Source organism: Pseudomonas sp. ASL8, assembly GCF_056680355.1.
The window spans coordinates 5,494,150-5,506,915 of sequence record NZ_CM155278.1 but is presented as its reverse complement, the minus strand read 5'-3'; the positions used below and the strand labels follow the sequence as shown (position 1 = coordinate 5,506,915).

The 12,766-nt window shown below is 60.1% G+C and carries 12 protein-coding genes; 6 read left to right on the top strand and 6 right to left on the bottom strand.

Going from position 1 to position 12,766, the window contains the following annotated elements:
• The first annotated feature begins 124 nt into the window (after positions 1-124).
• From dnaX to AC1MEA_RS25225, 5 genes are all read left to right on the top strand, one after another.
• Entirely contained in the window at positions 125-2,278 is a 2,154-nt protein-coding gene (dnaX, locus tag AC1MEA_RS25245) for a DNA polymerase III subunit gamma/tau (RefSeq protein ID WP_480417712.1), read from the top strand.
• A gap of 66 nt (positions 2,279-2,344) precedes the next feature.
• Positions 2,345-2,671: a YbaB/EbfC family nucleoid-associated protein gene (locus AC1MEA_RS25240; RefSeq protein WP_219060509.1), complete on the top strand. Its 327-nt coding sequence runs from the start codon at positions 2,345-2,347 to the stop codon at positions 2,669-2,671.
• Between the two features lie 206 nt (positions 2,672-2,877).
• Positions 2,878-3,912, top strand: a complete 1,035-nt coding sequence (locus AC1MEA_RS25235) for an NADP-dependent oxidoreductase (RefSeq protein WP_480417711.1) — start codon at positions 2,878-2,880, stop codon at positions 3,910-3,912.
• Between the two features lie 61 nt (positions 3,913-3,973).
• On the top strand, positions 3,974-4,576 hold the full coding sequence (gene recR / locus AC1MEA_RS25230; protein WP_219060511.1) for a recombination mediator RecR: 603 nt from the start codon (positions 3,974-3,976) through the stop codon (positions 4,574-4,576).
• Positions 4,577-4,684: 108 nt separating this feature from the next.
• Positions 4,685-5,833 (top strand): acyl-CoA dehydrogenase family protein, encoded by a 1,149-nt coding sequence (locus AC1MEA_RS25225; protein ID WP_480417710.1) that lies wholly within the window; start codon positions 4,685-4,687, stop codon positions 5,831-5,833.
• A gap of 45 nt (positions 5,834-5,878) precedes the next feature.
• Here AC1MEA_RS25225 and AC1MEA_RS25220 read toward each other — a convergent pair whose 3' ends face one another.
• Together AC1MEA_RS25220 and fnr are read right to left on the bottom strand one after the other, a co-directional pair.
• Entirely contained in the window at positions 5,879-6,427 is a 549-nt protein-coding gene (locus AC1MEA_RS25220) for an adenine phosphoribosyltransferase (RefSeq protein WP_480417709.1), read from the bottom strand.
• Between the two features lie 65 nt (positions 6,428-6,492).
• Positions 6,493-7,227, bottom strand: coding sequence for a fumarate/nitrate reduction transcriptional regulator Fnr (gene fnr, locus AC1MEA_RS25215; protein ID WP_449633181.1), 735 nt, complete (start codon positions 7,225-7,227; stop codon positions 6,493-6,495).
• Positions 7,228-7,382: 155 nt separating this feature from the next.
• Here fnr and AC1MEA_RS25210 point away from each other — a divergent pair, with 155 nt between their 5' ends.
• Positions 7,383-7,808, top strand: a complete 426-nt coding sequence (locus AC1MEA_RS25210) for a hypothetical protein (protein WP_480417708.1) — start codon at positions 7,383-7,385, stop codon at positions 7,806-7,808.
• Between the two features lie 48 nt (positions 7,809-7,856).
• Here the strand turns inward: AC1MEA_RS25210 and hemN are convergent, their stop codons facing one another.
• The 4 genes from hemN to AC1MEA_RS25190 form a co-directional block, all read right to left on the bottom strand.
• A complete protein-coding gene (hemN, locus tag AC1MEA_RS25205) occupies positions 7,857-9,239 on the bottom strand; it encodes an oxygen-independent coproporphyrinogen III oxidase (RefSeq protein ID WP_219060516.1) in 1,383 nt (460 codons plus the stop codon).
• 140 nt (positions 9,240-9,379) lie between these two features.
• Complete coding sequence (locus AC1MEA_RS25200) at positions 9,380-10,063, bottom strand: sulfite exporter TauE/SafE family protein (RefSeq protein ID WP_219060517.1); 684 nt, start codon at positions 10,061-10,063, stop codon at positions 9,380-9,382.
• On the bottom strand, positions 10,056-10,286 hold the full coding sequence (gene ccoS / locus AC1MEA_RS25195) for a cbb3-type cytochrome oxidase assembly protein CcoS (RefSeq protein WP_322179894.1): 231 nt from the start codon (positions 10,284-10,286) through the stop codon (positions 10,056-10,058). The genes AC1MEA_RS25200 and ccoS overlap by 8 nt, the downstream gene beginning before the upstream one ends.
• Positions 10,287-10,311: 25 nt before the next feature.
• The gene (locus AC1MEA_RS25190) at positions 10,312-12,759 is read right to left on the bottom strand and encodes a heavy metal translocating P-type ATPase (protein ID WP_480417707.1); all 2,448 of its coding nucleotides are present in this window, start codon (positions 12,757-12,759) and stop codon (positions 10,312-10,314) included.
• Positions 12,760-12,766: the final 7 nt, after the last annotated feature.

Genomic DNA, 12,766 nt, shown 5'->3' with positions numbered 1-12,766 from the left:
ATCCGATGCCGAAGTTTCCTCCATTTCAGCAGCGTAGTCATATTAGAGAATGACACCGGATGCAATTTTGCCCTTGCTCCGCTAGCATTGGCGGTCTTCCGCTTCCCAGTTGCGACGGTTTTCGATGAGTTATCAGGTTCTTGCACGTAAATGGCGTCCGCGCTCGTTCCGCGAAATGGTCGGCCAGACCCATGTGCTCAAGGCCCTGATCAACGCGCTGGACAGCCAACGGCTGCACCATGCTTATTTGTTTACCGGCACCCGTGGCGTGGGCAAAACCACGATTGCGCGGATTATCGCCAAATGCCTGAATTGTGAGACGGGTATCACGTCGACGCCTTGCGGGACCTGTTCGGTCTGCCGGGAGATCGACGAAGGGCGTTTCGTCGACCTGATAGAGATCGACGCCGCGAGCCGGACCAAGGTCGAAGACACCCGTGAGCTGCTTGATAACGTGCAGTACGCACCAAGCCGCGGGCGCTTCAAGGTCTACCTGATCGACGAAGTGCACATGCTGTCCACTCACTCGTTCAACGCCCTGTTGAAGACCCTGGAAGAGCCTCCGCCCTACGTCAAGTTCATCCTTGCGACCACCGATCCGCAAAAGTTGCCGGCGACCATTTTGTCGCGCTGCCTGCAGTTCTCCCTGAAGAACATGACGCCGGAGCGTGTGGTCGAGCATTTGACCCACGTGCTCACGGTCGAAAATGTACCGTTCGAAGACGACGCGCTGTGGCTCTTGGGCCGCGCTGCCGATGGGTCTATGCGCGATGCCATGAGCCTGACCGATCAGGCGATTGCGTTCGGCGAAGGCAAGGTCATGGCGGCGGATGTTCGCGCCATGCTGGGCACGCTGGATCATGGTCAGGTGTACGACGTGCTGCATGCGCTGCTGGATGGCGATGCGCGCGGGGTGCTTGAAGCTGTGCGTCATCTGGCTGAGCAAGGGCCGGACTGGAATGGCGTGCTCTCGGAAATTCTCAACGTGTTGCACCGCGTGGCCATTGCCCAGGCGTTGCCCGAAGGTGTCGATAACGGTCATGGCGACCGGGATCGGGTGCTGGCACTGGCTCAGGCGTTACCCGCCGAAGACGTGCAGTTCTACTACCAGATGGGCCTGATCGGCCGCCGTGATTTACCGCTGGCTCCAGACCCTCGGGGTGGCTTCGAGATGGTTCTGCTACGGATGCTGGCCTTCCGCCCCGCTGACAGCAGCGATGCACCGAGGCAGCCGCTAAAGCCAGTGGGGATCAACCAGGCCACAGTTGATTCCAGGCAACCAGTGGCCGGCGCGACTACCGTTGCGCCGGTAGTTGCAGCCGCCCCGGTAGCTGCCGTTGCTCCCGCTCCTGCCGAGCCTGTTGCAGCGCCGATCGTGCCTGAACCTGCTCTGGCAGAAGAAGTCGATTTGCCCTGGAATGAGCCCAAGGCCGTGCAGCCGGTAATTAAATCTGAGCCAGAGCCACAAGCCGACGTCGAGTCGATGCCTGAGCCGGAATCCGATTCCGAGCCCGTCGTCGAAACCGTTCCCGAGCCGATGCTCGACACCGTTGCCGAACAGCCGGACTTGACGCCCATGCCGATACCGGCACCCGCAAGCCCGGTTCCCGACGCGCCTGACGTGGTTGAGCCTGAGGACGTGCAGGCCGCTGCCGAGGTGGCGACGCCGGCCATGCTTGAGCCGATTCCGGAGTCAGTGGCATTCGTTCCTGCGCCCATGGAGCGTGATGACGAGCCGCCGGACGACGATGACTTCTTCGATGTGGAGGTAGACATTGACCCGGCGTCTTACAGCTACCTGGACGAACTGGCCCACGACAGTGTGACCGAGGTCGTTGAGCCCGAGCCGTTACCGGCCTTGATGCCTGCGACAGGGCTGGCGCTGGAGTGGCTGAACCTGTTTCCGAAGCTGCCGGTGTCGGGCATGACTGGCAGTATCGCTGCCAACTGCACCTTGATGGCCGTGGAGGGCGATAACTGGCTGCTGCACCTGGACCCGGCCCACAGCGCGCTGTTCAATACAACGCAACTACGCCGACTCAACGATGCCCTGAATCAATACCACGGGCGGACCTTGAACCTGAGCATCGAGCTGATCAAGCCAGAACAGGAAACCCCGGCTCAGGCGGGTTCGCGCCGCCGTGCCGAGCGCCAGAGCGAAGCAGAAGCATCGATCCACGCTGATCCGTTCATCCAACAAATGCTGCAACAGTTTGGCGCGGTGATTCGAGAGGATACGATTGAACCTGTTGATGCTCCGGCGGCTCAGACTCTTTAACTGACGTGCGTGGTGCCTGTGTGGCACTACGCAAAAATGACCCATCAATACTTGAGGTGAATTCCCATGATGAAAGGTGGCATGGCCGGCCTGATGAAGCAGGCACAGCAGATGCAAGAGAAAATGGCCAAGGCGCAGGAAGAACTGGCCAATGCCGAAGTCACCGGGCAGTCGGGCGCAGGCCTGGTCAGTGTCGTGATGACCGGTCGTCATGACGTCAAGCGCATCAGCCTGGATGACAGTCTGATGCAGGAAGACAAGGAAATCCTTGAAGACCTGATCGCGGCCGCAGTGAACGACGCTGTGCGCAAGATCGAGCAGAACAGCCAGGAAAAGATGTCTGGCATGACGGCGGGCATGCAATTGCCACCGGGCATGAAACTGCCGTTCTAAACCGTTTCAGCGTGACCCGAAGCCAGGCCCCGTGCCTGGCTTTTTTGTGGCTGCGAGGAAGGTCCGGCATGCCGAGCGCGTCCCCGGCTAATCGTGGGCAAGCCTGCGCCTGCACAGGTTGCTTTATTGGATATCGACCGAACGCCTGCCGAGCAAAGCGGTCTGCTCTGTATTAGCCTGAATTTATCGATTAAGGAACTGCTCTGATGGCGCAAGAATTGATCCTCAACCAACGCATCGTTCTGGCCTCTCGTCCCAAAGGCGCACCCACGCCAGAGAATTTTCGTCTGGAGCGTGAGGCGCTGCCTGATCTGGAGGAAGGTCAGGTGTTGCTGCGTACGCTCTATCTGTCCCTAGACCCCTATATGCGTGGGCGCATGAGCGACGCGCCGTCCTATGCCGAACCGGTGCAGGTCAATGACGTCATGACGGGCGGGGCGGTGAGCCGCGTCGAGCAGTCACGCAATGCCCATTTCAAGCCGGGCGATCTGGTCGTAGGCATGACCGGTTGGCAAACCCACAGCATCTGCGATGGTACGCAAGTGGTGTCGGTACCCAAGGATCTGCCGAGCCCTTCGATGGCCGTCGGCGTGCTGGGTATGCCTGGGATGACCGCCTACATGGGCCTGATGGACATCGGCAAGCCTAAGGCCGGGGAGACCCTGGTGGTGGCTGCGGCGTCCGGTGCGGTCGGGTCGGTGGTAGGGCAGGTGGCCAAACTCAAGGGCTTGCGTGTGGTGGGCATCGCAGGCGGTGCCAAAAAATGCCGGTACGTGGTCGATGAGTTGGGGTTTGACGCGTGCATCGATCACAAAAGTGAGCATTTCGCTGATGAGCTGGCGAAGGCCTGCGGCAATGGCATCGACATCTACTTTGAATTGGTCGGCGGTAAGGTGTTCGACGCAGTGCTGCCACTGCTCAATACCCGTGCACGGATCCCTTTATGCGGTTTGATCGCCCAATACAACGCGCAGTCGCTGCCGGAAGGGACTGATCATTTGCCGCTGCTGATGCGCATGTTGTTGACCAAGCGCGCACGGATTCAGGGTTTTATCGTGTTCGAGGAGTATGGCGATCGCCACGCGGAGTTTCTCGCCGCCATGGTCCCGTTGGTTAAAGAGGGCAAGATCAAGTTTCGTGAGGATATAGTCGAAGGGCTCGAGCAGGCGCCCGAGGCCTTTATCGGTCTGCTGGAAGGACGCAACTTTGGCAAGCTGGTCGTCCGGGTCGCTGACGCTTGAATTGACGCTAACCGGAGGCGCGGGTATAAACCGCGTCTCGTTGTTTTGTCGGACCTTTCTCATGAGCTTCAGCCCCCTGATTCGCCAATTGATCGATGCCTTGCGTACATTGCCCGGCGTCGGGCAAAAAACTGCCCAACGCATGGCCCTGCAATTGCTTGAGCGTGATCGCAGCGGCGGTTCGCGCCTCGCGCTGGCACTGAGTCAGGCCATGGAGGGCGTCGGCCATTGCCGGCTTTGCCGCACCCTTACCGAAGACGATCTTTGCCCGCAATGTTCGGATGTTCGTCGTGACGATACGCTGCTGTGCGTGGTCGAAGGGCCGATGGATGTCTATGCAGTGGAGCAGACGGGCTACCGTGGTCGCTACTTTGTACTCAAGGGGCACTTGTCGCCGCTGGACGGTCTCGGGCCGGAAGCCATTGGCATTCCGCAATTGGTGACGCGCATCGAGCAGCAGGGCACCTTCATCGAAATTATTCTCGCCACCAACCCGACGGTCGAAGGTGAAGCCACCGCACATTACATCGCCCAGTTGCTCAGCAACAAAGGCCTGATCACCTCCCGCATCGCCCACGGCGTACCGCTGGGTGGTGAACTGGAGTTGGTGGACGGCGGTACATTGGCGCATTCGTTTGCAGGACGTAAGCCAATAGCGTTGTGACAGGTCGTTCCTCGGCGCCGGTTCGAGGCGTCGGCGTGAGGACCGATTGGCGCTTGTAAACCAAGCAAGCGCTCGGTAAGTTCGCTGGACCTTCAGTGGAGCGCGCCGATGTCCGACTTTCAGGAATACTTCGACCCCAACCACCAATTGATCCGCGACGCCGTGCGGCGTTTTGTCGAGCGAGAGATACTGCCTTTCGTCGATGAGTGGGAGGAGGCCGAAGGCTTTCCGCGTGAGCTCTACCTGAAGGCGGGCGCTGCCGGGATTTTGGGCATGGGTTATCCCGAAGCGCTGGGCGGCAGTCATGAGGGTGATGTATTTGCCAAGGTCGCGGCCAGCGAAGAGCTGATGCGTTGTGGGTCTGCCGGGTTGGTTGCGGGTTTGGGTTCGCTGGATATTGGTTTGCCGCCGGTGGTCAAGTGGGGGCAACCGGCGCTACGCGAACGTGTTGCCCCGCAGGTGCTGAGCGGGGAAAAGATCATGGCGCTGGCGATCACTGAGCCAGGGGGTGGCTCTGATGTGGCGAACCTGCAAACCCGTGCGGTGCGAGACGGTGACTGCTATCGGGTCAACGGCAGCAAAACATTTATCACCAGCGGCGTACGCGCCGACTTTTATACCGTCGCAGTGCGCACCGGTGAGCCTGGGTTTGCGGGCATCAGTCTGTTGCTGATAGAGAAGGGGACGCCAGGTTTTAGCGTCGGTAGGCAGTTGAAGAAGATGGGCTGGTGGGCGTCGGACACGGCTGAGCTGTTTTTCGAGGACTGTCGGGTGCCGATGGCCAATTTGATTGGCGCGGAGAACATGGGGTTTGCCTGCATCATGGGCAACTTTCAGAATGAGCGCCTGGCACTGGCGCTGATGGCGAACATGACCTCACAACTGGCGCTTGAGCAGAGCCTGAGCTGGGCCAGGCAGCGTGAGGCATTTGGCAAACCGATCGGCAAGTTCCAGGTGCTCAAGCATCGGCTGGCAGAAATGGCCACGCAGTTGGAAGTGTCCCGCGAATTCACCTACCGCCAGGCGGCAAAAATGGCGGCGGGGCAGAGCGTGATCAAAGAAATCTCCATGGCGAAGAACTTCGCCACCGACACCGCCGACCGCATCACTTACGACGCGGTGCAGATCCTCGGCGGTTCGGGTTATATGCGCGATAGCCTGGTAGAACGCCTGTACCGCGATAACCGCATCCTTTCAATCGGAGGCGGTACGCGTGAAGTCATGAATGAGATCATCGCCAAGCAGATGGGGCTTTGATTGTGAAATTTCGGAAATCTGCAGGCGCTTGATGCACCCCTGTCGCTATCTATCGCTCAACGCAAAGTTGGTCAGACAGAAGGTCGGGATGGACATGTCTTCCAGGCGCTGAGAGCCGCCGAGTTCCGGGAGGTCGATGATTGCTGCGGCTTCGTAGACATGGGCGCCCATGCGGCGTACCAGATTGGCGGCCGCGACCAGCGTGCCACCGGTGGCAATCAGATCATCGAACATCACAATGGCGTCGCCTTCACACAGGCTGTCGGCATGCACTTCCAGCCAGGCTTCGCCGTACTCGGTCTGGTAGGCCTCGGACAACACGTCTGCGGGCAGTTTGCCTTGCTTGCGGAACAGGATCAGTGGCTTGTTCAGCTCATAAGCGACGATTGAACCGATCAAAAAGCCGCGAGCATCCATGGCGCCAATGTGGCTGAATTCGGCATCGATGTAGCGCTGCACGAAGGTGTCGATCACCAGGCGCAGGGCCTTTGGCGATTGAAACAGTGGGGTAATATCGCGAAAAACAACGCCGGGCTTAGGAAAGTTCATGACCGGGCGAATAAGGGATTTGAAACTGAATTCGTCGTAAATCATCAAGAGGATCCTGAGGCATATTGGCTGACGCTAGTCTACAGCGCAGCCGCCATGGATAGCATGCCTCAGCCTTCGATTGAGCCGCCCGCCAAGGCACAGAGCTGGATCGGATCGAGGATCTGGATTTCCTTGCCTTCGGCTGCGATCAGTTCGCTCGACTGAAAACGGGTGAACACCCGCGATACTGTCTCCACGGCCAAGCCCAGGAAGTTGCCGATTTCATTGCGCGACATGCTCAAGCGAAACTGGTTGGCCGAGAAGCCGCGAGCGCGGAAACGGGCCGACAGGTTGACCAGGAACGTGGCGATGCGTTCGTCGGCGGTCTTTTTCGAGAGCAGCAGCATCATTTGCTGATCGTCACGAATTTCCCGGCTCATGATTCGCATCAGTTGCCGACGCAATTGTGGGAGTTGAACCGACAGGTCATCGAGGCGCTCAAACGGGATTTCACACACGGAGGTGGTTTCCAGTGCCTGAGCCGATACCGGGTAGGCTTCGCTGTCCATGCCAGACAGACCCACCAACTCGCTCGGCAGATGGAAGCCGGTGAGCTGTTCTTCGCCGCCATCGCTGAGGTTGAAGGTTTTCAGCGCGCCGGAACGCACCGCATACACCGAACCAAATGGGTCGCCCTGTCGAAACAGAAACTCGCCCTTTTTCAGCGGACGACCGCGCTTGACGATGTCATCGAGTGCATTCATGTCTTCCAGATTCAAAGAAAGCGGTAGGCACAACGGGGCCAGACTGCAATCCTTGCAATGGGCCTGGTTAGGTGCGCGCAGTTTGACTGGCTCAGACATGACTTCAATCCTTGTGGGAAAACACACAGAAGCCATAAGGGTAACCCAGCGCAAGCCGTTCCGGCCAGTGCCAGCAGATTTAACGCGAGACGATAAAGCTCTCGGTACTATTGCCGATAACAAGTGATGGCCTAACTGAATCAGGAGCGCCGTTCATGTTGTCCGTCAATCTCAGTGCTTCCAGCGGCACTGGCTTTCAAGCCACCACCCCGCAAACCAGAGCCGCTACTGCAGCCGCCTCGCCCGACGAAGAGGGCACAGGCAAAGTGCCTGTGAGTGTGAAGGTCAATCTGTCCACTGCAGCGGTAGAAAAGGCCAAGGCCGCCGCTAGCGACAGCACTGACAGCACTGATCCCATCAAAATGCTGCAAAAGCGGATCAAAGAACTGCAAAAACAAATCGCCGAGGCGCAGGCACGATTGCAGGCGGTGATGTCGAACAAAAGCCTGAGCCCGGAGCAGAAGCAGACACAGGTGAGCAGTATTCAGTCGGAGTTGGCGCAATTGACGGCGGCACTGTTTACGGTCTCCGCCAGCTTGATCAAGCTTATGGATAAAAACGCCACAGCCGCTGCAAAGTAACTGATGTGTAATGCGCCCCCGTCAATCGGCAGGGGCAGCTGTATCGGGTTAGATCACCCGTGAAAAGCGTTGGCGATTTTGGTGGTTCAGGTAGGCATCAAAGACCATGCACACTGAGCGCACCAACAGACGGCCCGCTGGCAGCACGGTTATCCCCGTCTCATCGATTTCGATCAGGCCGTCGCTGACCATCGTCAGGAGTTGCGGCCATTCCTCTTTGAAATAGCCCCTGAAATCAATATTGAATGCGTATTCGATACCGGCGAAGTTCACGCTGAAATGACAGATCAGTTGCTGGATCACTGCTCGGCGCACGCGGTCGTCGGCATTGCACAGCAGGCCGCGCTTGGTGGCGAGCTGGTCGCCGGCCAGTAAGGTCTGGTAGTCATTCAGGTCGCTGCTGTTCTGGCTGTACAGGTCGCCAATCTGGCTGATTGCCGAGACGCCGAGGCCGATCAGATCGCAATGGCCATGGGTGGTATAACCCTGGAAATTGCGTTGCAACGTTGATTCTTCCTGAGCGATGGCCAACTCGTCATCGGGCAGGGCAAAGTGGTCCATACCGATGTAGCGGTAACCGGCATCCGTCAGTTGTTCGATGGTGCGTTCGAGCATTTCAAGCTTTTGCTCCGGCGCAGGCAGTTCATCCGCATTGATCCGCCGCTGGGGCATAAAGCGCTCCGGCAGGTGGGCGTAGTTGAACACGGACAGGCGATCCGGTTGCAGCGTGATGATTTCATCTACGGTGCGGGCGAAGGACTCAGGCGTTTGCTTGGGCAGACCGTAGATCAGGTCGATATTCACCGAGCGAAACTGCAGGGTATGTGCCGCTTCGATGATGGCGCGGGTTTCTTCAAGGCTTTGCAGGCGATTGACGGCGCGCTGTACCTGCGGGTCGAGATCCTGAACACCGATGCTGATCCGATTGAAGCCCAGCTCGCGAAGCAGGCCCATGGTCGACCAGTCAGCTTCGCGGGGATCGATCTCGATGCCATAGTCACCGGAGTCGTCGTCAAGCAAATTGAAATGCTTGCGCAGATGCGCCATCAGCTGGCGCAATTCGTCATGGCTGAGGAACGTCGGGGTGCCGCCGCCCAGGTGCAGCTGTTCGACCTGTTGCTTAGGGTCGAGGTGGCAGGCAATCATCTGGATTTCTTGCTCCAGACGCTGCAGGTAGGGCAGGGCCCGCCCTCGATCCTTGGTGATGACCTTGTTGCAGGCGCAGTAGTAGCAAATGTTCGCGCAGAACGGTATATGCACATACAGCGACAGAGGCCGTAGAGCCTTGCGGCTGTCGCGCAGAGCATGCAGCAGGTCAAACGCCCCTGTCTTGGTCTGGAATTGCACCGCAGTGGGGTATGAGGTGTAGCGCGGTCCCGCCAGGTCATAGCGGCGGATGAGATCGGAATCCCAACGAATGGCGTCGAGCATGCGGGTATTTCCCGAATAGGCTGGCAATGACGTCGAGTCTAGGGAGGTGTGCTCAGGGCAGTGTTGATTTGCATCAACGGCCTGCGTTCTGGCGGCAAATCGTTGACGGAGGGTCAGTTTTTTCCTGGCAGGAAGGGGGCTTAATGCCCCATCAACCAATGCTGGTGAGGCCCAGGCATCGTCCAGATTCCGAACAGGATAACCAGCAGGCCGCCGGCCATGCGCACACCGCGTTTGCGCAGCAGGGCAGTGGTGCGTTCGGCGGCAAGCCCGGTGGCGAGTAGCACAGGCCAGGTGCCCAAGCCAAAGGCGAGCATCAGCAGCGCGCTGTCGAGGGCGTTGCCCTGGCTGGCCGACCACAGCAGGGTGCTGTAGACCAGGCCACACGGCAGCCAGCCCCAGAGCGCGCCAAGCAGCAATGCGCGAGGCATGCTCGACACCGGGAGCAAGCGGCTGGCGAACGGCTGTATATGCCGCCACAGGCCGCGCCCCAGGCTTTCGATACGGGTCAGGCCGCTCCACCATCCGGCGAGATACAGGCCCATCGCAATTAATAGCAGCGATGCGATCACGCGCATGATCATCGCGCCCGGACTGTTGGCCACCGCCCAGCCCGCGAGGCCGATCAGCAAGCCAGCGGTGGCGTAGCTGAGAATTCGCCCGAGGTTGTACGCCAGCAGCAGGCGAAAGCGCCGGCTACGTTGTTCTTTGGGGATCGCCAGGGTCAGCGCGCCCATCAAGCCGCCGCACATGCCCAGGCAATGCCCGCCGCCAAGCAGGCCGAGGATAATCGCCGACACCAGCAGAGGGGCCAGTTCAAGCATGGGGCGGGGCCTGGTCTTTGTTTTCGGCCTGAGGTACCGGCTTGTGACCAGTGGCTTCTTCCATGGCGGCCAGGTGTTGAGGGTCCTGATCATCGAACAGGACGCTGTGTGCCGGACCATCGAGGTCATCGTACTGGCCGCTGTCCACCGCCCAGAAGAAGATGTAGATGGCGATTGCGACGATCAACAGCGCCGCTGGAATCATTATGTATAGAGCCGGCATGGAGCCTCCGAAGCCGGCCGCCGACTCATGTTGGCAGCGGGCGGGTGTTGAGAAGGGTGGCGTCTTGCAGGCCTTTCATGCGGGTCAGACGCAAGGCGTTCAGCACCACAGTCAACGAACTGATGGACATGCCGATCGCTGCCCAGATGGGGGTGATCCAGCCGAGCGCCGCGAAGGGCAACATAAGGCCATTGTACAGGCCTGCCCACAGCAGGTTCTCAATGATTACCCGGCGGGTGCGCCGCGCCAGGCTGAACGCATGCACCAGCGCTTGCAGGCGGTTCGACAGCAGTACCGCGTCGGCGGTGGTCTTGGCCAGGTCGGTGGCTGAGCCCATGGCGACACTGATGTCTGCTGCGGCCAGCACCGGTACGTCGTTGACCCCGTCACCGAGCATCAACACTTTGCGACCTTGCTGGTGCAGCGCTTGCAGCACCTGAAGTTTATCGTCCGGGCGCAGACCGCCATGGGCTTCGTCGATTCCCAACTCGGCCGCTACGCTGGCGACCATCGGCGAGGTATCGCCGGAGAGCAGCAGGGTCTTCCAGCCGCGCGCCTTGCACGCTTGCAGCAGCGCGGGGGCATCGGCGCGCAGGCGATCATCGAGGACGAACCATGCAAGGGCACCCTGGGTGTCGCCAAGCAGCAGCCACTGGCCGGCTTCGTCGGGCGTCGGTGGCAGCGCGCAGGCGCTGAGCTCGCAGACAAATCTCGGCTGGCCGATGCGCAAGCGCTGTTCGCCGACCAGGCCTTCCAGGCCAAGGCCCGGCGTGCTGTGGACGTCTTCTGCAGCCACCGGCGCGCGCCCGAATGCGCGGGCAATGGGGTGTTCGGAGCGATTTTCCAGGGCTGCGGCCAGACTCAGGCAACGATCGGCATCCAGTTCTCCCAGGGGGCGGATGGTGCGCAGTGCCAATCGACCCTCGGTGAGCGTACCGGTCTTGTCGAAAATCACGGTGTCGATCTGGTTCAGGCCTTCCAGTACATGGCCGCGGGTCAACAACAGGCCAAGTTTGTGCAGAGTGCCGGTGGCGGCGGTCAGCGCTGTGGGCGTTGCCAGCGACAGTGCACACGGACAGGTAGCGACCAACATTGCCAGCACGATCCAGAAGGCCCGCGATGAGTCGAGTTCCCACCAGATCAGACCGATAACGGCGGCAGCAATCAGCGACAGCAGCAGAAACCATTGCGCGGCGCGGTCGGCAATTTCCGCTAAACGGGGTTTCTCAGCTTGGGCGCGTTCCAGCAGGCGGACAATAGCTGACAGGCGTGTGTCATGGCCCAAGGCCAGAACTTGCACGGTCAGCGCGCCTTCGACATTGAGTGTGCCCGCGGTGACAGCGTCGCCTACGGTTCGCGGCTGCGGCAGATACTCGCCGGTCAGCAGTGATTCATCGATGCTGGACTGGCCCTCGAGAATCTTGCCATCAGCCGGCAATATGGCGCCGGGATGCACCAGCACCCTGTCGGTCAGGCGCAGTTCGCTGAGCAGGATTCGTTCGCTTTGACCGTCGGCGCTGAGCCTCAGGCAGGAGGCGGGCAGTAAATTGACCAACTGTGCCGTGGCCGCCGCCGTGCGTTCGCGCGCGCGGCGTTCCAGGTAGCGGCCGGCCAGGAGGAAGAGAGCGAACATGCCGACCGCATCGAAGTACAGTTCGCCAACGCCCGTGATCGACGTCCATATACCGGCGACATAGGCGCTGCCGATAGCGAGGGACACCGAAACATCCATGGTCAAGTGGCGTGTACGTAGATCGCGCACGGCGCCTTTAAAGAATGGTGTGCAGCTGTAAAACACAATGGGTGTGGTGAGAAACATCGCGACCCAGCGCAGGATGGTGTGCATCTGCGGGCTGAGATCGATATTGAATTCCGGCCAGGTGGCCATGGTTGCCATCATCGCCTGGAACCACAGCAACCCGGCAACGCCGAGTTGGCGCAAGGCCAGACGGTTTTCGCTGGCCAATTGCTCGGCGGCGCGGTCGGACTGATAAGGGTGTGCGGCATAGCCAATGCTGCGTAATTCGCTGAGCACCTGGCTCAGCGCCAACTGGCTGTCAGCCCATCGCACGAGCAAGCGATGGTTGGACAGGTTCAGTCGGGCTTCGGTCACGGCGGGTAAGCTGCGCAGGTGACGCTCGATCAGCCAGCCACAGGCGGCACAGCTGATGCCTTCCATGAGCAAGGTCGCTTCGGCCTGTTCGCCTTCATGGCGCACAAAGGGCGCCTGTATGTCGGGGCGATCGTACAGGGCCAGCTCGTCGACCAGTTGCACGGGCAACGTTTCCGGGTTGGCCGACGCTTCACTGCGATGGCTGTAATAGCTTTCCAGGCCGCCGGCGACGATAGCTTCCGCCACTGCCTGGCAACCCGGGCAGCACAGCTCGCGGGTTTCCCCGAGCACGACAGCAGTGAAACGGCTGCCGGCAGGAACCGGCAGCGCGCAGTGGTAGCAGGGGGTTGGCGTGGTCATTGCGTCA